This is a genomic window from Adlercreutzia faecimuris (assembly GCF_022669055.1).
In the GTDB taxonomy this organism is placed as follows: Bacteria; Actinomycetota; Coriobacteriia; order Coriobacteriales; family Eggerthellaceae; genus Enterorhabdus; species Enterorhabdus faecimuris.
The window spans coordinates 318,861-336,674 of sequence record NZ_JAJMLW010000001.1 but is presented as its reverse complement, the minus strand read 5'-3'; the positions used below and the strand labels follow the sequence as shown (position 1 = coordinate 336,674).

The following is a 17,814-nucleotide window of genomic DNA, read 5'->3' as shown; positions in this document are numbered from 1 at the left end:
TTTACTTCCTCTCGTTCTCGTCGTCGACGACCTCGTAGTCAGCCTCGATGGTGTCGTCGGCGGGAACCGTCTCGGCAGCGGCGGCCTGGGCGCCCGCGGCCGCGCCCTCGGTGGAGTACACGACCTCGGCGAGCTTGTAGCCGGCCTGCTGGATCTTCTCGGTGGCCGCCTTGATGGCGTCCAGGTCGGTGCCCTCAAGGGCGGTCTTGACCTCGGCGATGGCCTCCTCGGCCTGGGTCTTGGCGTCGGCCGGAACCTTGTCGCCCAGCTCGTCGAGGGTCTGCTGCGTGGCGTTCACCAGGGCGTCGGCGTTGTTGCGGATCTCGACTTCCTCCTTGCGGAGCTTGTCCTCCTCGGCATGCTGCTCGGCGTCCTTCACCATGCGGTCGACCTCGTCGTCGGACAGCGCGGTGGAGCCGGAGATGGTGATCTGCTGCTGCTTGCCGGTGCCCAGGTCCTTAGCGGACACGTTCACGATGCCGTTGGCGTCGATGTCGAAGGTGACCTCGATCTGCGGCACGCCGCGGCGGGCAGCCGGGATGCCGGTCAGCTGGAAGCGGCCCAGCGTCTTGTTGCCGGCGGCCATGTCGCGCTCGCCCTGCAGGACGTGCACCTCGACGGAGGTCTGGTTGTCGGCGGCCGTGGAGTAGATCTCGGTCTTGCGGGTCGGGATGGTGGTGTTGCGCTCAATCATCTTGGTCATCACGCCGCCCATGGTCTCGACGCCCAGCGACAGCGGGGTGACGTCGAGCAGCAGGATGCCCTGCACGTCGCCGGCGAGCACGCCGCCCTGGACGGCCGCGCCCATGGCCACGACCTCGTCGGGGTTAACCGACATGTTCGGGGACTTGCCGGTGAGCTGCTTCACGAGCTCCTGCACGGCGGGCATACGGGTGGAGCCGCCGACCAGGATGACCTCGTCGACCTCGCCCATCTTCAGGCCGGCGTCCTTGAGCGCCTGCTCGACGGGCTTCTTGCAGCGATCCAGCAGGTCCTTGGTGATGCGCTCGAACTCCGCGCGGGTCAGCGTGTAGTCCAGGTGCTTCGGGCCGGAGGCGTCGGCGGTGATGAAGGGCAGGTTGATGTTGGTCTGCGTGGTGGAGGACAGCTCCATCTTCGCCTTCTCCGCGGCCTCCTTCAGGCGCTGCAGGGCCATCTTGTCCTGGCGCAGGTCGATGCCGTTGTCGGCCTTGAACTTGTCGGCCAGCCAGTCGATGACGCGCTGATCCCAGTCGTCGCCGCCCAGGTGGTTGTCGCCCGCGGTGGACGCGACCTCGAACACGCCGTCGCCGAGCTCGAGCACCGACACGTCGAAGGTGCCGCCGCCCAGGTCGAAGACGAGGATCTTCTCGTCATGGTCGACCTTGTCCAGGCCGTAGGCCAGAGCCGCGGCGGTCGGCTCGTTGATGATGCGCAGGACCTCGAGGCCGGCGATCTTGCCAGCGTCCTTGGTGGCCTGGCGCTGCGCGTCGTTGAAGTACGCGGGGACGGTGATGACCGCCTGGGTGATGGGCGAGCCCACCTGCTTCTCCGCGTCGGTCTTCAGCTTCTGAAGCACCATGGCGGAGATCTCCTCGGGGGTGTAGTCCTTGCCGTCGATGTCGATCACGGCGCGGCCGTCCTTGCCGGCCTCGACCTTGTAGCTGACGGTCTTCTGCTCCTCGCCCGTCTCGTTGTAGGAGCGGCCGATGAAGCGCTTGACGGAGGCGACGGTGTTCTCCGGGTTGGTGACGGCCTGGTTCTTGGCGGCCTTGCCGACCACGCGCTCGCCGTCCTTACGGAAGCCCTCGACGGACGGGGTGGTGCGGTCGCCCTCGGCGTTCACCAGGATTTCGGGCTCCGTGCCCTCCATGACGGCCATGGCGGAGTTGGTGGTGCCCAGATCGATACCGAGAATCTTAGCCATTGCTAGTTCCTCACTTTCACAGGTTGACTGATAGTTAGCATTTGTTATTTGCCAATATAAAATCTAAGTCTTATGTTGTCAAGTTTCTTTAATGCTCTGCGGTGAATTAAGCTCACCACGGCCCAAGATAGACGCCCCACGCGGGCGCGCAGGGGGTCGAGGTCGTTTGTTACGAGGGAAAAACCTGCCCGTTACCTGGGCGAATGCTGGAAGCGACAAGCTGATGCCCCCACTCAGCGACACCCTGCGGAATGTGGAGGTTATATGAATGCAAGCATGAAATCTAAGCGTTACGAACGCAGATTTGCCCACTCCAGGCGACAGAACCGCAACGGCCATCCCCCGTTTGCCCATCCGCTTGTCACGCGCCGCTTTTCTCTTCTTCTCGAAAGCGCGCCGAATGCTTGCCGGATTGCGGCGGTCGCCGCGCGCATCGGTAGCTCTCTCCGGGCCGTGCGAGTTCCCTCGCCCGCGCTCGCCGATGTTCCACGCGAAACACCCGCCCCGCCAACAAGAAGGCCCCGCCGAGGCGGGGCCTTCTTGCTGGCGCGAACCTGCGCGGGCGCCATGCGCGGCTATCCGGCGCGGACGCTACCTCTCGATGAGGGCGCGCAGCTCATCCTTGCCGGAGAAGGGGCGCGGGTCGTCGGGGCGCGCGACGCGCACGACCTCGCCCTCCCACGTGGCGCCGCCGTTCTCGAACTTGGAGGTGCGCACGATCTGGAGGAACCGCACGCGCGACTTCTCCGGCACCGCGGCCATCTCGAACCCGTAGTCCAGGTTGGCCAGCATCCGCTGCAGCGCGTCGGTCATCGACTCGTCGGGCTCCAGCCGCACGACGCCGGCCTCGCTGTTGTAGATCATACCCGGCGCCAGAAAGGCCGTGCGCACCCGCTCCCTGCGCTTCTTCTCGGCCAGGTGGATGCCCGCGCACGCGGCGATGATGACGGCCCACCACACGATGGTGAACAAAAGGTCGACGGGGTTGTCCACGAGGTTGAAGTTGAGGTAGTACCACAGCCACAGGAAGAAGGCCGAGGCAGCCACCAGGATGGCCACGATTATCCAGTTGCTCTTGCGCATGCGTGAATCTCCGTCTCCCAAACCTCTGTCGAGGCGCTTTCACGTGCATTATAGACCCACATCCGCGCGGCGGCACCGGCAGGACGGCGCCTTTTATCCGCAGCGGGACACGCCTTACGGCAACGGCGCGAAAACCGTCGCAAGCGCGTAAATCACGTACGAATGTTTCACGTGAAACATTCTCGGCGCCGAAAACGCAAGGAAGGCGCCCGCCACGCGCGAGCGCCTTCCTCAGCTGAGCTTTGGGCAAGGGAGGGATTAGTCCTCGACGACCTCCGGGATGGCGCCCATCGGGCACTCTTCGACGCAGTCGCCGCAAGCGATGCAAGCATCCTCGTTGACGACCTCGGCCGTGCCGTTGACGACCTCGAGAACCTCCTGCGGGCACGCGTCAACGCAAATGCCGCAACCGATGCACTCATCGGCCTCAATAATCGGGTGTGACATAGCAACTCCTTCTCGGTCGAAAGCTCCCCTTGGGGTTTCCCAATAACTTTCGTGTGCAAGATACCATTATTCCCACGGGGTGCAAGTGGAATCGAAGATTTTCCAGGCTGCGGCGGAAAACGTGAATAATGCGGCGCGGCGCCGTTTTCCGGGCGTAACGAGCCCCCGCCGCACAACGAAAAAGGCGCACGAATGTTTCACGTGAAACATTTCGCGCGCCTTACGAGCGCAAGGGGAGGAAGCGGGGCGCTAGCAGATGCGGGGGAGCTGCTCGCCCACCAGCATGTCGAGGATGCGGCGACCGCCGAAGGACGTCTGCAGGAACACCTTCGGGCCGCGGTCGGGCTGCGCTTCGGCCACCTCGCCGATGATGGCCGCGTCGGCGCCGTAGCGGTTGGCGCGCATGGCGGCCAGCGCCGCGTCGGCCTGGTCGGCGGCGACGACGCACACCATCTTCCCCTCGTTGGCCACCTGCAGCACATCGTAGCCGAGCATCTCGCAGGCGCCGCGCACGGCGTCGCGCACGGGTACGGCGTCCTCCTCCACCACGATGTCGGTGCTCGACTGGGCCGCCAGCTCGTTGAGCGTGGAGGCCAGGCCGCCGCGGGTGGGATCGCGGAAGCAGCGCGTGGCGGGCGCGGCCGCCAGCACGTCGGCGATCAGGTGGTTGAGCGGCGCGGCGTCGCTCTCGATACCGGCGGAGAACCCGAGCCCCTCGCGGCAGCTCATGATGGTGATGCCATGGTCGCCCAGCGTGCCGGTCACGAGCACCTTGTCGCCGGGGCGGCACTGCGCGCCGCCGAGCTCGACGCCGGGGGCCACCAGCCCGATGCCGCTCGTGTTGATGTAGATGCCGTCGCCGTGGCCGCGGTTGACCACCTTGGTGTCGCCCGTGACCAGCTTGACGCCGGCCTCCGCCGCCGTGTCGGCCATCGTCTGGCAGATGCGGCGCAGGTCGTCCATGGGGAAGCCCTCCTCCAGGACGAAGCCGCAGCTGAGGTAGAGCGGGCGGGCGCCGCTGGTGGCCACGTCGTTGACGGTGCCGCAGACGGCCAGCTTGCCGATGTCGCCGCCGGGGAAGAAGTGGGGCGTCACCACGAAGCTGTCGGTGGAGAACGCGATGCGCTCGCCGGGCGCCGGCGCCGGCAGCACCGCCGCGTCATCGCCGCGCAGCAGCTCGTCGGTGCCATAGGCGGCGAAGAACACCTCGTCGATGATGCGCTTCATCATCGATCCGCCGCTTCCGTGGCCGAGCATCACCGTTTCGTTCTGGATCATGGGGCCTTCCTCCTTGACTCCCCGCCCCCGTCGGCGGGATCCCCGGCCGGCGCCCAGCCGCCCGGGGAGTGTTTCACGTGAAACATCCGGCGCCCGAACGCGAGCGCCGCGCGCCTAGACGTGCTGGCCGGTGGTGGTGAGGACCAGGCGGCCGTTCTGGACGCCCTTGGTGCCCAGGATGAGGTTCGCGATGTCCTGCACCACGCCCGTCTCGCCGCGGATGACGATGACCTCCAGGCAGGTGTGCTCGTCAACGTGCACGTGCATGGACGAGATGATGTTCTCGAAGCAGTCGTGCTGGATGCTGTGGAGCTTCTCCTGCAGGTCGCTCGCGTGGTGGTCGAAGACGATGGTGAGCGTGCCCATCACCTCGATGCCGGGGCTCGCGCACTCGTCCTCGACCAGGGCGTCGCGCACCAGGTCGCGCACCACCTCGCTGCGGTTCTTGGCGAGGCCGCGGCGCGCCACCAGGCGGTCGAAGCGCACGAGCAGCTCCTCGGGCATCGCCACCGAGAACCGCATGAGATCGTTGCTCATGGCTGCGCCTCGCGCGGGCTAGACCAGGCTGACGGTGACGCCCGAGGCGCCGTCGGCGTCCTCCTCCAGCGCGTCCTTCGCCTCGTCGAGCAGGGCGCGGGCATCGTCGAGCAGGGCCTGGGCGGCGTGCAGCTTCTCGGCCGTGGTGGCGAAGCCGGCGTCGGCGGCCTGGTGGGCCAGGTTGTGGGCCCAGCGGCGCTCGAGCTTCAGGTGGTCGTCGACCTGGTCGATCATCTGCTCGAACTGGCCGGTGTTCACTCCGTTGGTGCACATGGCGAAATCCTCCTTGGTCGATGTGGCGCGGGGCCGGATGCGGAACGCGGGCGAGCCGCGCCGGCGCGTGGCGCGCCGGCGGCGTTCGCACGCGGGTGTCACCGCCCGCGCACCCGCCGCCGCACGAGTCCCGTCGCACGCGACGTCGCACGCAGATCGCTGCAAATGTTTCACGTGAAACATTCGTGCGCCTTTTGCGCCAGGCGGCGCGCGCGTCTTCCGCTTTGCTGATACTATGCGTAGTTATAGAGGGGATGGCCCGCGACATCAAGGATCGGTGTGAAAAAACCTGCCAACAGTAACATGTACGAGGTGACCGCCGAGGGCGTGCTGGCCGTCTACGGGTCGCTGGTGGAGGGAACCGGCGCCGAGACGGTGCTGGCCCTGAGCGCCGAGCCCCTGCCGGACGATGCGCGGGGGGCGCTGTCCGCCTCGCTCGAGGCGCTCGGGTACGGGCGCGACGCCCTGGCGACGGCCGCCTGCGGGGCGTTGGGCGCGCAAGACCTGCTGACCGTCGTCGAGGGGCTCGACCCGCTGTGCCTGGTGTCCGCCGACGCCGCCTCGTCCGCACTGCTGGCCGTGGCCTACCGCCATGACGTCCCCGACGACGACGCGTGCCGCCTGATGGGCCGCCCCGTCGTCGCCTTCCGCGACTTCCCCGCCCTGCTCGCGACCCCCGAGGACAAGCAGCGCGCCTGGGCCCTCCTCAAGAAGCTGCCCAAGATCAGCTAGCGCAGGCGGAAGGGCCGGCCGGCCGAGCGACTAAGGATCGTTCAGCGCGGCGTAGCGTCACACGCGGCAGCCGCCCTCGCAAAAGTTAGCCACGGGTGCATGTTTCACGTGAAACATCGGGTGTGTACTTATATATAAGTAGGAATCGTCCCGCGCCTCGCGCCGGCAGCGCGACATGCGGGACGGCGCGAGCGGGGGGGGGACGGCAGGACTCGCGCGCCTTGCCCGGTGACGCAGGGCGCGAAGCAGGCCCGACGCAGAGCGGGCGCGGGACGCGGGGCAGCGGCGCCGGGAGCCGGGCGACCAGCAAGCTCGGACGCGGAGCGCGACGCGAGCGCGGGAGCCGGCGGCTAGCCGCGCACGAGCTCGACGGCGCGCACGGCCGCGGCGCCGGCGTCGACGGTGTAGGCGTCGGCGCCCACCTCGTCGGCGAAGGCCTGGGTGACGGGAGCCCCGCCGATCATGACCTTCACGCGGTCGCGCAGGCCCGCCTCCTCGATGGCGCGGATGGTGGCGCCGATCTCGGGCATCGTGGTGGTGAGCAGCGCCGAGCAGCACACGATGTCGACGTCGTCGTTCTCCTGGATGAACGTGACGAACTGCTCGGGGGCCACGTCGACGCCCAGGTCGGTCACCTCGAAGCCCTTCGACTCGATCATCATGCGCACGAGGTTCTTGCCGATGTCGTGCATGTCGCCGCGCACGGTGCCGATGACGGCCTTGCCGAGCGGCTCGGCGCCCGCCTCGGCCAGGCGGGGCTTCAGGACCTCGGTGCCGGCGGCCATGGCGCGGGCGGCCACGAGCATCTCGGGCACGAAGGCCTCGCCGGCGCTGAACTTCTCGCCGATCACGGACATGGCGGGCACGAGGCCGTCGTTCAGGATGGCGACGGGGTCGAGCCCCTCGTCGAGCGCCTGCTGCACGAGCGGCGCGACCTCCTTGCGCTTGCCGCGCTGCACCGCCGAGGAGATGTCGTCGAGGATGGTCATGGTGGGTTCCTTTCTCTCAGGTGGCTAGGCGACGGGGTGCTCGGCGGCCCACTGGCGGCCGTAGCGCTCGAGCTCGTCGAGGGCGATTCTGCTGTTGCGCTCGTGGAAGAGGTGCGACGTGAGCGCGGGGAAGAAGCGCCCAGCCGGGCAGTACGCGTCGATGCAGCGGCGCACCTCCGCGCGAATCTCCTCCTCCGTCGCCTCCTCGGTGTCGATGGCCGCGCTGTCCACGCCGCCGATCATCGGCAGTCTCCCGCCCGTGCGCCGCTGGATGGCCACGATGTCGTTCTGGGGGATGACGCCCTGCCACGCGTCGATCCCCATCTCCACCATGTCGTCGACCAAAGGCTCGCAGATGCAGTCGGCATGGTGGATGAACATCATCCCCAAGTCGTGAGTAGCCTGGACGATCTCGGCGTGCAGCGGCTTGATGACCTCGCGCCACACGTCCGGCGGAAGGAACAGGTTCTGCTTGGAACCCCAGTCATCGTGGAAGTACACGATGTCGGGCCGGATCTGCGCGTGGGCCTCGCGGATGGAAGCGATCTTGAAGTCGGCGATGGCGCGCAGCATAGCGGCCATCTCCTCGGGCTCCTCGAGGTAGGCGCAGAATGCGTCCTCCATCCCCATCAGGAAATGAGAGCGCTCGAACAGCCCCTGGGCTGACCAGAACATGACGAAGGTCTCGTCGCGGTCGAGCGCCTCGACCTCGGCCTTGGCCTGCGACCAATCCAGCCCCTCGACCGGCGGGACGACCAGCTGCTCGCGCCACCGCTCGATGTCGGACACCACCTTGTTCTCGTCGGTGATGTGAGGGTGCTTGCCCGGCGCATCGGGCAGCCGGACGCACGTCGTGCCCCACGAGTCGCGGTGCTCCCGGCCGTCGGCGGGGCACACGTCAGCCATGCGGATCGGGTCGGACACTATCTTCACGGCGTTGAAGAAGTTCCCGTAGTAGTCCGGCTGCCGCCCCTCAAGAATCGCCATCATGTTCTCGCGCTGGTTCATTCGCACCATCCCCTTCCGTCTTCCGCGCGCCAGGCGACGCGCACCCCGATCATAGGAAGCGGAAGGCAGGCCGCCATTCGACGTTATTCCCTATTCGCCCTAAGGCGGGCGCGCCGCGACGCTGCGGCACTAGCCGTTTCGTGCGATATCGGGGAGGGATGCGGATGGGAAGGAGCGCGGGGAGGAACGAGACACGAGCGGGCGTTTCACGTGAAACATTCGCGGGACGAGGGCGTTTGGCGACGACGGCGGGGCGGTCATGGGTACAATAGCCGCTAGCAACACGCGCGGGTCGCGCGAGCCGGGTACGGCGAACGCCGCGGGCACGTCGTCGGCGCCGCGCTCGCGCGACCCGCGCGTCGGCCGCAGGCACGCCAACCTGTCGCGGCTGACGCGCCAACCGACCGCCCACGCCCGCCACGCCGCGCCCGCGGGCGCTGCCCCTCAACCTCGGAAAGGAACCGCCATGGAGGACATGATGACGCTGCTCGACCGCTGGATCGCGAACGCGGACGACCCGGAGGTGCAGCGGCAGCTCCAGGAGCTGCGCGCGGGCGACGAGACCGCCGTGCGCGACGCCTTCTACCAGGACCTCGCCTTCGGCACCGGCGGCCTGCGCGGCATCGTCGGCGCGGGCCCCAACCGCATGAACGTCTACACCGTGGCCAAGGCCACCCAGGGGCTCGCCGACTACCTGAACGCGAACTTCGCCGAGCCGAGCGTCGCCATCGCGCGCGACAGCCGCCACAAGGGGCGCGAGTTCGTCGAGGTGGCGGCCGGCGTGCTGGCAGCCAACGGCATCCGCGCGTTCCTCTACCCGCGCATCGAGCCGACGCCCGCGCTCAGCTTCGCCGTGCGCAACCTGGGCTGCTCGGCCGGCATCTGCATGACCGCCAGCCACAACCCCGCGCCCTACAACGGCTACAAGGCCTACGGCCCCGACGGCTGCCAGATCACCACGCAGGCCGCCCGCGACATCCAGGCCGCCATCAACGCGGTGGACGTCTTCGACGACGTGCGGGCGATGCCGTTTTCCGAGGCGGTCGAGGCGGGGATGGCGAGCTACATCGGCGAGGACACGCTCGACCGCTTCATCGACGCGGTGGCCGAGCAGTCGGTCGCGCCGGCGGTGGCCGCGGGCGACACGGGCGCGGTGGGCGCGGACGACGTGAAGGTCGTCTACACGCCGCTCAACGGCACCGGCCTGGAATGCGTCACGCGCATCCTCGAGCGCACGGGCGTGAGCGACGTGACGCTGGTCGAGGAGCAGTGCGAGCCCGACGGCGACTTCCCCACCTGCCCCTATCCCAACCCCGAGATCCGCGAGGCGCTCGAGCGCGGCCTGGCGCTGTGCGAGGAGGTGCGCCCCGACCTGCTGCTGGCCACCGACCCGGACGCCGACCGCGTGGGCATCGCCGCGCTGCACGACGGTGAATACCGCCTCATCAGCGGCAACGAGATGGGCGTGCTGCTGCTCGACTACCTCTGCCGCGCCCGCGCGGCGCGCGGCGAGGACCTGGCCGACAAGGTGGCCGTGACCACCATCGTGTCGACCGCGCTCGTGGACGCGCTGGCCGCCGACCACGGCATCCAGCTGCGCCGCGTGCTGACCGGCTTCAAGTACATCGGCGAGCAGATCGGCCTGCTGGAGGCCGCCGGCACGCCCGAGCGCTTCATCTTCGGCTTCGAGGAGAGCTACGGCTACCTGGCCGGCACCCACGTGCGCGACAAGGACGCCGTGGTGGCCAGCATGCTCATCTGCCAGATGGCGCGCGACTACAAGGCGCGCGGGGTCGACCTGGTGGAGGCGCTCGAAGACCTCTACCGCCGCTACGGCTACCACCGTAACGCCACCATCAGCCTGGAGTACCCCGGCGCGGCCGGCGCCGAGAAGATGGCCGCCATCATGGCGCGCCTGGAGGCCGAGCCGCCCGCGGCCATCGCCGGGCTGGACGTGCTGCGCACGGTGAACTACCGCGAAGGCGTGACCATGCCGATGACCGGGTCGGCCGGCCCGGTGGACGCCCCCGACGCGCCGCAGACGCTGCCCGCCGCCGACGTGTTCGAGATGCAGCTGGCCGGCGGCAGCAAGCTCATCGTGCGCCCGAGCGGCACGGAGCCCAAGATCAAGGCGTACCTGTTCGCCGCCTGCCCCACCGCCGAGGAGGCCGACGAGCTGCTGGCCCGCCTCGACGCCGCCGCACGCGAGCTGCTGGCGTAGGCGGGGGAGCCGGCACCCTCCCTATACCCCCGCTTCATGTGAACCCGCGTCGGCGGCTTCCGAACCGGTGGCTTTCTCATGCCGCAGAGCCCCGGAGTTGGCGGCGCCGGCGCGCGACTGCTACCATAGGCGGGAACCTGAGCCCGCCGAACGACGCCTGGCGGCCGACCGCCGCCGGAGCCCGGGCGGCAACCCGTGAAAGGAAGCACCCCCATGACGAACAAATCCCTCGCGAAGAACCCCTCCGACCTGTCCGTGCTGGTCACCGGCGGCGCCGGCTTCATCGGCAGCCACACCTGCATCGAGCTGCTCGACCGCGGCTACTCCGTCGTGGTCGTCGACGACCTGAGCAACTCGAGCGAGGTGGCGCTCGACCGTGTGCGCACCATCACCGGCACTGACGAGGGCCCGGCGCGCGACCGCCTGCGCTTCTACGAGGCCAGCATCCTTGACCGCGACACGCTCGAGCGCATCTTCGACGAGAACGACGTGGACGTCATCATCCACTTCGCCGGCTTCAAGGCCGTCGGCGAGAGCGTCGCCAAGCCGCTCGAGTACTACTGGAACAACATCGCCGGCACGCTGGTGCTGTGCGAGGTGGCGCGCGAGCACGGCGTGAAGAACATCGTGTTCTCGTCGAGCGCGACCGTCTACGGCGAGCCCGAGTTCATCCCCATCACCGAGGACTGCCCCAAGCACGACGCCACCAACCCCTACGGGCAGACGAAGTCGATGCTCGAGCAGATCCTGACCGACCTCTACGTCGGCGACGGCGAGTGGAACGTCGTGCTGCTGCGCTACTTCAACCCCATCGGCGCGCACGAGAGCGGACTGATCGGCGAGGATCCGAAGGGCATCCCGAACAACCTGCTGCCCTACGTGGCCCAGGTGGCGGTCGGGAAGCTGCCGAGCGTCGGCGTGTTCGGCGACGACTACCCCACGCCCGACGGCACCGGCGTGCGCGACTACATCCACGTGGTCGACCTCGCGCGCGGGCACGTGGCGGCACTCGAGTGGATGGGCGGGCGCGTCGGCGACGGGAAGGCGCGCGGGCTCGGCTCCATCGCCGGCGAGCCAGCGGCCGACGGCAGCCGTCGTGGCGTGGGCATCTTCAACCTGGGCACGGGGAAGGGGTCGAGCGTGCTCGACGTCATCCACGCGTTCGAGAAGGCCTGCGGCCACGAGCTGGCCTACGAGATCAAGCCGCGGCGCGCGGGTGACATCGCCGAGAACTACGCCGCGTGCGACAAGGCGCGCGAGGAGCTGGGCTGGGTTGCCGAGTACGACCTCGAGCGCATGTGCGCCGACAGCTGGCGCTGGCAGTCCGGTAACCCGGACGGCTACGCGAGCGCTAAGTAGCGCCGGGCGAAGAGGCGGGCGCGGCGGGGTTCGCCGCTGCCTGCCCGGCGCCCCGCCCGCGTGGCGCCGGGCTCCCGGCCGTCCGCGCCGTTCCTCCATCCGGCGCCGGCGGCACCCCCCTCCCTCCTCCCTTCCTCCACTTTTCGTCCCCTCCCTTTCGTCGGCTTCGCGTCCCGAGCCTTTCTTGCGGCCTCGGGACGCCTTTCTTCCGTTGGCGCCACCGTCGCCCGAATCGAAGGAGATGTAAACGTGCGTTTACCTTTTCCCCTGTTCACCCGCTTGATTTGCGTAGTTTTTGAGCATTCTTGCCAAAACGTAAACGCCCGTTTACAGGCTCGCTGACATGCGCCAGTACCCTAGCCTGATGAAAACCAACCGAACATACTTTGACGAGGAAGGCGACGCGGAAAGCCCCGCGATCCCGCCGAGCCGATTTCCTGAGGAGGCGCTGACCGACGGGAACGTGCTGCTGATGGGGTCGTTCGCAGGCGCTGACGAGGCGCTGCCGCCGCACGTGCCGCTCGGGTCGGAGCAGGGCTGCATCCTGGGGCTGAACGTGGAGATCAAGCGCAAGGCCGCGAAGCTCAGCAAGGTGCGCTTCTGCGAGCTGGTGGGGATCAGCCGGCCGATGCTGGACAAGATCGAGCGAGGCGAGAGCAACCCGCGCCTCGACCTACTCAAGCGGCTGGCCTTCGTCCTGAACGTGAAGGTGGACGAGCTCCTCGAGCCGCCCTTCGACGACGTGGGCGGCGACTTCTACCGACGCTCGCGGCAGCGGAGCCCGTTCGACAACCGCTAGCCTTTCCGAAGAGGCGCGGCCCGGGAACCCGGCCGCGCCTTCGTGCGTTCTGTGACAAACGTAAACGCGCGTTTACGTTTGCTATGTGACCTGGGGAAATGGGGAATCTGTACTCAGCCGCGCGACTGGATGCGGCGCAGGGCGCGCCAGGCTATGAGGGCGCCGAGGGTGGCGCCGGCGGTGTCGACGAGCCAATCAACGGGGTCGCAGGCGCGGCCGGGGACGAACAGCTGGTGAAGCTCGTCGGTGACGCCGTAGGCGCTCGCGATGACGACGGCGAGCAGGGCCGCGCGCCGGGCCGGCAGCGTGCAGCCGAGGGCGTTCTGGATGAGGAACCCGAACAGCGCGTACTCGCAGAAGTGCGCGAGGGGCGACACGAGGTCGACGCCCTCGGCGATCCCCAGCCACTCGACCTGCACGGCCATGAGCAGCGCCCGCACCTGGGCGACCAATCCGTCGCCTGAGGTGAGGTCATCGCCCGTGTTGGCCGACATGAGGAAGATCACGACCGCCCACAGCGCGACGAGCGCCCAGGAAACGCCCTGCCAGTGCGCCGCGAGAAAGCCCCGCACGCCCGTCACACGCGCCCTCCTTCGGCGACGGCGGGAGTGTCGACGGCGTCGGCAGGGGCGGCGGGGACGGTGGCATCGGCGCCAATCCGCGTCCCGTCGCCAGCGCCGGCTCCCGGTGTTTCACGTGAAACATTCCGCGCGCCTTCCGCTCCTTCCGCGCCCTCTCCCCCAACTCCCTCGGCGGCTTCCGGCGCCAGAGCGATCAGGTCGGCGAAGGCGTGAACCATGAGGTCGGGCTCGGCGTGCTCGGCGTCGAAGTCGGCCTCGTCATGGTAGCCCCAGGCGGCGCCGACGGCGTAGGTTCCGGCGGCGCGGGCGGTGCGCACGTCACCGGGAGAGTCGCCGACGTAGACGGTGCGCGCGGGCGTCGAGCCCAGCTCGCGGATGGTGCGCAGCAGCCCCGTCGGGTCGGGCTTGCGCGGGATCTCGGCGCACTCGCCATGCATGACGTCGAAGAGCCCGGGCAGCTTCTGCTCCATCACCTGCTGCACGCCCGCGTCGAACTTGTTGGAGAGCACCCCCAGCTTGCAGCCGCGGCGGCGCAGCTCGGTCACGGTCTCGCGCACGCCCGGGTAGGGGACGGTCAGGTCGTTGGCGTACGTGGGGAAGAGGGCCTTCCATCGCTCCATCGCGCGCTCGGCGGCCTCGGGGCCGGTGCCCTCCGGCACCGCCTGGTACATGAGCGCCATGAGGCCGTTGCCCACGAAGCTGTGGATCTCGTCCTGGGTGCGCGGCGGGTATCCCTCCAGCTCGAGCGCGCGATTCGTGATGACCGTCAGGTCGGGCAGCGTGTCGAGCAGCGTGCCGTCCAGGTCGAACACGAACGCGTCGAACGGCGGCTGCGGCGCGGACGATTCATCGCGTACGAATGTTTCATGTGAAATATTCTGCGCGCCGCCTTCCTTCCCCGCACCTTCCTCCGGGAGCTTGCACACGTCGACCCACTCGCTGCCGGGGACGACCTGCGCCAGGTCATCGGGGGTGATGCGCACGGCGCTGCTGGCGGTGCCGCAGGCGGGATACACCACGTCGAAGCGGCGCAGCGACTCGTCCAGGAACACGTCGCATTCAGCGTTCACGCCGAAGGGGCACACGCCGCCGACGGCGTGCCCGATGCGCTGCTCGGCCACGTCGGCCGCGAGCATCCGCGGCTTCTTCCCGAACCGCGCCTTGAACTTGGGGTTGGCGATGCGCGCGTCGCCGGCGCACACCACCAGGGCCACGCGCTCGCCCAGGTCGAACGACAGCGTCTTGGCGATGCGCGCCGGCTCGCAGCCCACCGCCTCGGCCGCCAGGTCGACCGTCGCGCTGGACACGTCGAACTCCATCACATCGCCCTCGCGACCGAACCGCGCCAGGTGGGCCTTCGCACGCTCTAGGGACATCGTGGCTCCTTTCGCCTTCGCCATGCGCCGCGTGGGCGGCGGCTCGCCTTGCGTTCGCCTTCCGCGGCTCGCCTTCCGCCCGCCTTCCGCGGCTCGCATGCCGCGCCAAACAAAGCAGCCCCGCCGGATTCGGCGGGGCTGTGAGGTCTCGCTGGAGCGGGCGACGGGAATCGAACCCGCGTTAGAAGCTTGGGAAGCTCCTGTTCTACCATTGAACTACGCCCGCATGCGCATCGGAGATTATAGCGTATGTTCCCGCGCGCGAGAAGAAAGCCGCAAGTGTTTCACGTGAAACATTCGCGGCGCGCGTGCGGATGCGCGGGACGCGACGCGGGGGGGCTAGGGCAGGGCGTCGTAGGCGGCGGCGTCGACGGGCTCGAGCCACTCGTTCGCGCAGCCGCGGCCGGGAGCCTCGAAGGCGACGTGCGAGAACCAGCTGTCGCGGGCGGCGCCGTGCCAGTGCTTCACGCCGGCAGGGATGAACACGACGTCGCCCGGGCGCAGGGCACGGGGTTCCTCGCCCCATGCCTGGAACCAGCCACGGCCGTCGGTGACGAGCAGGATCTGGCCGCCGCCCTCCTCGGCATGGTGGACGTGCCAGTTGTTGCGGCAGCCCGGCTCGAAGGTGACGTTGGCGATGAACTGCGTCTCGGCCGGGTCGGTCAGCGGGTTCAGATACGACGCGCCGACGAAGTACCGCGCGAACGCCTCGTTCGGCTCCCCCATCCCGAACAGGCAGGATGCGGGCCCGTCGGCGACGGCGGCGCCGGCGATGTTCTCGGCCATAGGTCTCTCCTCTCATCTTTCCATCTTGCGATTCCGGCGGGAAGCCGGGAAGCTGCGTCGCGCGAATCGCAAGACACGGAGCGTTTCACGTGAAACACTCCGCCCGCGCCGCACACGGGCGGGCGGGCGCCGGTCGGCACGGGCGGACAACGCACGGCGGGCGGGCGGTTCGCAGCGCGGCGGGCGACCCGACGCAAGGCCCGCGGGCGGACGCTAGGACGCGTCGGCCAGCCAGGCGTCTACGTCGGACTGGGAGACGCCGGCGTCGAAGCGACGGCTGGGGCGCCAGTCGGCGTCGGGCGCGGCGGCCTCGAGCTCGGCCAGGCTCCCCTCGATGCCGCTGCTGCCCGACGTGCAGAACGGCACGACCGCCTTGCCCGCCAGGCCCGCGGCCTCGACGAACGCGAGGACGGCGCGCGGGGCACGTCCCCACCAGATGGGGTAGCCCAGAAACACCGTGTCGAAGGCAGCCACGTCCGGGATCGGCCGCGCCAGGACCGGGGGCTCCACGTCGCCGTTCTGCTCGGCGTTGGCGCGGCAGTCGGCGTTGTAGTTCAGGTCGGCCGCGGTGTAGGGCTCCTGGGGAACGATCTCGAGAAGCGGCGCGCCGGCGCCCTGGGCGATCTTCTCGGCCACGGCACGCGTGTTGCCGGTGCACGAGAAGAAGACGACCGCGGCCGAGCCCGCGCCGGGCGACTGGGCGCCCGTGGCCTCGTTGCCGCCTGCCTCGGACGCGGGCGCCGCGTCCGTCCCCGCGCCGCCCTGCGTGCCAGCGGCGCCGTCCCGCGCGTCATCGGCGGCGCTCCCGGATGCGCCGGCCGCACCCGCCGCACCCGACGCGCCCTCGCGCGATCCCGAGGGCGCCGCGCACCCCGCCGTCCCCAGCAGCGCGACCGACCCCGCCGCCAACGCCACCTTGCAGAACATCCGCCGAGACATCTTCCCCATCACTTTCTCCATCGCGCTTCCTCTTCCTCTCTCTTCCCTTTTCGCCCCCACCCTCCACAGGGCGGGCGCCCATCAGTCCCCGTCGCGCAGCTCCTCGGGCAGCGCTGCCCTGCCGGCGCTACCACATCGTGAGCGGCACCACCGAGCAGGTGCTCGACCGCCTGGACAAGGGCATCCTCGACTTCACCGTGCTGGCCGAGCGGCCCGACCCCGCGCGCTACCACGCGCTGCCCTTCCCCGAGGTCGACCGCTGGGGCGTCATCATGCCGGAGGGCTGCGACCTGGCGCGGCGCGAGGCGGTGTCCTTCGACGACCTGGTGGGCCTGCCGCTGCTCTGCTCCGACCAGGGCTGGCGCAACGACATCCCGCGCTGGTGCGGGCGACGGCGCATGGGGCGGCTCACGCTGGCCGGGTCGTTCGGGCTGTCGTACAACGGGTCGGTCTTCGCGCGCGAGGGGCTGGGCTACCTGCTGTCGTTCGACCGCCTGGTGGACACGAGCCCCGGCAGCGGGCTCGCCTTCCGCCCGCTCACGCCGCCGCTCGAGACGAAGCTCTACCTGGTGTGGAAGCGCAGCCGCGTGATGAGCCCCATCGCCGAGCGCTTCCTCGAGCAGATACGCGGCACGTTCGCGGAATAGGCGCCCCCGCCGCAGCCCGCACGCGCGAGAATGTTTCACGTGAAACACTTCGCGTCGGTGGAGGACGAACGACAGGCACTTGGCGAGCCGCGGGAAGCGGGAGTCGAGCGGCGAGAAGGCCGGGGCGCGCCTCTCTCGTCGCGTACGAATGTTTCACGTGAAACATTCTGCTGCGGAAGGCGGGGCGAACATGGGCATGCGATACACGGCGGACGACTTCGACGGCGATTCCCGGGTGGCGCCGGACGAGGCGCTGCGGCGGCTGGCCGAGGGCAACCGCATCTACATGGAGGCGCTCGACCACAAGCGCGACCTGTCGCCCGCGCGCATCCGCGAGCTGTTCGAGAACGGCCAGCGCCCCTTCGCCACCATCATCACCTGCGCCGACTCGCGCGTCGTGCCCGAGCACGCGTTCATGGCCGGGCTCGGCGAGCTGTTCGTGGTGCGCGTGGCCGGCAACGTGGTTGGCCCGGTGGAGGCGGCCAGCGCGGTCTACGCCTGCGCGCACCTGCACACGCGCCTGCTGCTGGTGCTGGGGCACACCCACTGCGGCGCCATCAAGGCGGCGATCGACGGCGAGGCGGGCGCGGTCGCGCCGGTCACCGAGCGCGTGGCCGCGGCCATCGCCGGCGAGGACGATCCCTACCGCGCGAGCGTCCTCAACACCGAGGCCGCCATCGCCGAGCTGCGCGCCGTCCCCGAGCTCGCCGCCCTCGAGCAGGCCGGCGACCTGCGCATAGCCGGCGCCATCTACCACACCCACTGCGGCGTCGTCGACTTCCTCTGACGCGGGGCATGCAGGCGGGCGCGGGACACGGAACCCGCCGGCGGATGCGCGCCGCAGGCGGGCGCG

The 17,814-nt window shown here is 69.3% G+C and carries 18 protein-coding genes and 1 tRNA gene; 6 read left to right on the top strand and 13 right to left on the bottom strand.

Annotated features, from left to right (window positions below; translation table 11 throughout):
- Window position 1 precedes the first annotated feature (1 nt).
- The 6 genes from dnaK to LPT13_RS01070 form a co-directional block, all read right to left on the bottom strand.
- Complete coding sequence (gene dnaK, locus LPT13_RS01095) at window positions 2–1,906, bottom strand: molecular chaperone DnaK (RefSeq protein ID WP_242162656.1); 1,905 nt, start codon at window positions 1,904–1,906, stop codon at window positions 2–4.
- A 591-nt stretch (window positions 1,907–2,497) separates the two neighbouring features.
- Complete coding sequence (locus LPT13_RS01090; protein ID WP_242162654.1) at window positions 2,498–2,989, bottom strand: hypothetical protein; 492 nt, start codon at window positions 2,987–2,989, stop codon at window positions 2,498–2,500.
- 258 nt (window positions 2,990–3,247) lie between these two features.
- Window positions 3,248–3,436: a 4Fe-4S binding protein gene (locus tag LPT13_RS01085; RefSeq protein WP_242162653.1), complete on the bottom strand. Its 189-nt coding sequence runs from the start codon at window positions 3,434–3,436 to the stop codon at window positions 3,248–3,250.
- Window positions 3,437–3,685: 249 nt separating this feature from the next.
- Window positions 3,686–4,714: a hydrogenase expression/formation protein HypE gene (hypE, locus tag LPT13_RS01080; protein WP_242162652.1), complete on the bottom strand. Its 1,029-nt coding sequence runs from the start codon at window positions 4,712–4,714 to the stop codon at window positions 3,686–3,688.
- A 114-nt stretch (window positions 4,715–4,828) separates the two neighbouring features.
- The gene (gene nikR / locus LPT13_RS01075; protein WP_242162649.1) at window positions 4,829–5,251 is read right to left on the bottom strand and encodes a nickel-responsive transcriptional regulator NikR; all 423 of its coding nucleotides are present in this window, start codon (window positions 5,249–5,251) and stop codon (window positions 4,829–4,831) included.
- An 18-nt stretch (window positions 5,252–5,269) separates the two neighbouring features.
- Window positions 5,270–5,524 carry a dynein gamma chain protein gene (locus LPT13_RS01070; protein WP_242162647.1) on the bottom strand — a complete coding sequence of 85 codons (255 nt, stop codon included), beginning with the start codon at window positions 5,522–5,524 and terminating at the stop codon, window positions 5,270–5,272.
- A gap of 279 nt (window positions 5,525–5,803) precedes the next feature.
- Here LPT13_RS01070 and LPT13_RS01065 point away from each other — a divergent pair, with 279 nt between their 5' ends.
- Window positions 5,804–6,256, top strand: a complete 453-nt coding sequence (locus LPT13_RS01065; RefSeq protein ID WP_242162645.1) for a hypothetical protein — start codon at window positions 5,804–5,806, stop codon at window positions 6,254–6,256.
- Between the two features lie 350 nt (window positions 6,257–6,606).
- Here LPT13_RS01065 and LPT13_RS01060 read toward each other — a convergent pair whose 3' ends face one another.
- Both LPT13_RS01060 and LPT13_RS01055 read right to left on the bottom strand, forming a co-directional pair.
- On the bottom strand, window positions 6,607–7,245 hold the full coding sequence (locus LPT13_RS01060; RefSeq protein ID WP_277926794.1) for a corrinoid protein: 639 nt from the start codon (window positions 7,243–7,245) through the stop codon (window positions 6,607–6,609).
- A gap of 24 nt (window positions 7,246–7,269) precedes the next feature.
- Window positions 7,270–8,253 (bottom strand): uroporphyrinogen decarboxylase family protein, encoded by a 984-nt coding sequence (locus tag LPT13_RS01055; RefSeq protein WP_242162643.1) that lies wholly within the window; start codon window positions 8,251–8,253, stop codon window positions 7,270–7,272.
- Between the two features lie 466 nt (window positions 8,254–8,719).
- Between LPT13_RS01055 and LPT13_RS01050 the strand changes: the two genes are divergently transcribed.
- The 3 genes from LPT13_RS01050 (at window position 8,720) to LPT13_RS01040 (ending at window position 12,632) form a co-directional block, all read left to right on the top strand.
- Window positions 8,720–10,474 carry a phospho-sugar mutase gene (locus LPT13_RS01050; RefSeq protein ID WP_242162641.1) on the top strand — a complete coding sequence of 585 codons (1,755 nt, stop codon included), beginning with the start codon at window positions 8,720–8,722 and terminating at the stop codon, window positions 10,472–10,474.
- Window positions 10,475–10,687: 213 nt separating this feature from the next.
- Window positions 10,688–11,833: a UDP-glucose 4-epimerase GalE gene (gene galE, locus LPT13_RS01045; protein WP_242162639.1), complete on the top strand. Its 1,146-nt coding sequence runs from the start codon at window positions 10,688–10,690 to the stop codon at window positions 11,831–11,833.
- Between the two features lie 472 nt (window positions 11,834–12,305).
- Complete coding sequence (locus LPT13_RS01040; RefSeq protein ID WP_242162636.1) at window positions 12,306–12,632, top strand: helix-turn-helix domain-containing protein; 327 nt, start codon at window positions 12,306–12,308, stop codon at window positions 12,630–12,632.
- Window positions 12,633–12,745: 113 nt separating this feature from the next.
- Here the strand turns inward: LPT13_RS01040 and LPT13_RS01035 are convergent, their stop codons facing one another.
- The 5 genes from LPT13_RS01035 to LPT13_RS01015 form a co-directional block, all read right to left on the bottom strand.
- Window positions 12,746–13,213, bottom strand: a complete 468-nt coding sequence (locus LPT13_RS01035; protein WP_242162634.1) for a VanZ family protein — start codon at window positions 13,211–13,213, stop codon at window positions 12,746–12,748.
- Entirely contained in the window at window positions 13,210–14,589 is a 1,380-nt protein-coding gene (locus tag LPT13_RS01030) for an HAD-IA family hydrolase (protein ID WP_242162632.1), read from the bottom strand. Before LPT13_RS01030 ends, LPT13_RS01035 begins: the two co-directional genes overlap by 4 nt.
- A 152-nt stretch (window positions 14,590–14,741) precedes the next feature.
- Window positions 14,742–14,815 (bottom strand) — tRNA-Gly (locus LPT13_RS01025).
- A 113-nt stretch (window positions 14,816–14,928) separates the two neighbouring features.
- A complete protein-coding gene (locus LPT13_RS01020) occupies window positions 14,929–15,375 on the bottom strand; it encodes a cupin domain-containing protein (protein ID WP_242162630.1) in 447 nt (148 codons plus the stop codon).
- A gap of 213 nt (window positions 15,376–15,588) precedes the next feature.
- Window positions 15,589–16,335 carry a flavodoxin gene (locus LPT13_RS01015; protein ID WP_242162629.1) on the bottom strand — a complete coding sequence of 249 codons (747 nt, stop codon included), beginning with the start codon at window positions 16,333–16,335 and terminating at the stop codon, window positions 15,589–15,591.
- On the opposite strand from LPT13_RS01015, the gene LPT13_RS01010 reads away from it, so the two are divergent.
- Both LPT13_RS01010 and LPT13_RS01005 read left to right on the top strand, forming a co-directional pair.
- Window positions 16,227–16,961, top strand: coding sequence for a substrate-binding domain-containing protein (locus LPT13_RS01010; protein WP_242164241.1), 735 nt, complete (start codon window positions 16,227–16,229; stop codon window positions 16,959–16,961). The genes LPT13_RS01015 and LPT13_RS01010 overlap by 109 nt on opposite strands.
- A gap of 190 nt (window positions 16,962–17,151) precedes the next feature.
- Window positions 17,152–17,748 (top strand): carbonic anhydrase, encoded by a 597-nt coding sequence (locus LPT13_RS01005; RefSeq protein WP_242162627.1) that lies wholly within the window; start codon window positions 17,152–17,154, stop codon window positions 17,746–17,748.
- The last annotated feature ends 66 nt before the right edge of the window (window positions 17,749–17,814 follow it).

Bases quoted from the DNA above. Each gene is read 5' to 3' on its own strand.
- nikR (WP_242162649.1), bottom strand. From the start codon at position 5,251: ATGAGCAACGATCTCATGCGGTTCTCGGTGGCGATGCCCGAGGAGCTG.
- LPT13_RS01015 (WP_242162629.1), bottom strand. From the start codon at position 16,335: ATGGAGAAAGTGATGGGGAAGATGTCTCGGCGGATGTTCTGCAAGGTG.
- LPT13_RS01050 (WP_242162641.1), top strand. From the start codon at position 8,720: ATGGAGGACATGATGACGCTGCTCGACCGCTGGATCGCGAACGCGGAC.
- LPT13_RS01005 (WP_242162627.1), top strand. From the start codon at position 17,152: ATGGGCATGCGATACACGGCGGACGACTTCGACGGCGATTCCCGGGTG.
- LPT13_RS01055 (WP_242162643.1), bottom strand. From the start codon at position 8,253: ATGAACCAGCGCGAGAACATGATGGCGATTCTTGAGGGGCGGCAGCCG.
- dnaK (WP_242162656.1), bottom strand. From the start codon at position 1,906: ATGGCTAAGATTCTCGGTATCGATCTGGGCACCACCAACTCCGCCATG.
- LPT13_RS01085 (WP_242162653.1), bottom strand. From the start codon at position 3,436: ATGTCACACCCGATTATTGAGGCCGATGAGTGCATCGGTTGCGGCATT.
- LPT13_RS01040 (WP_242162636.1), top strand. From the start codon at position 12,306: ATGGGGTCGTTCGCAGGCGCTGACGAGGCGCTGCCGCCGCACGTGCCG.
- LPT13_RS01020 (WP_242162630.1), bottom strand. From the start codon at position 15,375: ATGGCCGAGAACATCGCCGGCGCCGCCGTCGCCGACGGGCCCGCATCC.
- galE (WP_242162639.1), top strand. From the start codon at position 10,688: ATGACGAACAAATCCCTCGCGAAGAACCCCTCCGACCTGTCCGTGCTG.
- LPT13_RS01070 (WP_242162647.1), bottom strand. From the start codon at position 5,524: ATGTGCACCAACGGAGTGAACACCGGCCAGTTCGAGCAGATGATCGAC.
- LPT13_RS01090 (WP_242162654.1), bottom strand. From the start codon at position 2,989: ATGCGCAAGAGCAACTGGATAATCGTGGCCATCCTGGTGGCTGCCTCG.
- hypE (WP_242162652.1), bottom strand. From the start codon at position 4,714: ATGATCCAGAACGAAACGGTGATGCTCGGCCACGGAAGCGGCGGATCG.
- LPT13_RS01030 (WP_242162632.1), bottom strand. From the start codon at position 14,589: ATGTCCCTAGAGCGTGCGAAGGCCCACCTGGCGCGGTTCGGTCGCGAG.
- LPT13_RS01060 (WP_277926794.1), bottom strand. From the start codon at position 7,245: ATGACCATCCTCGACGACATCTCCTCGGCGGTGCAGCGCGGCAAGCGC.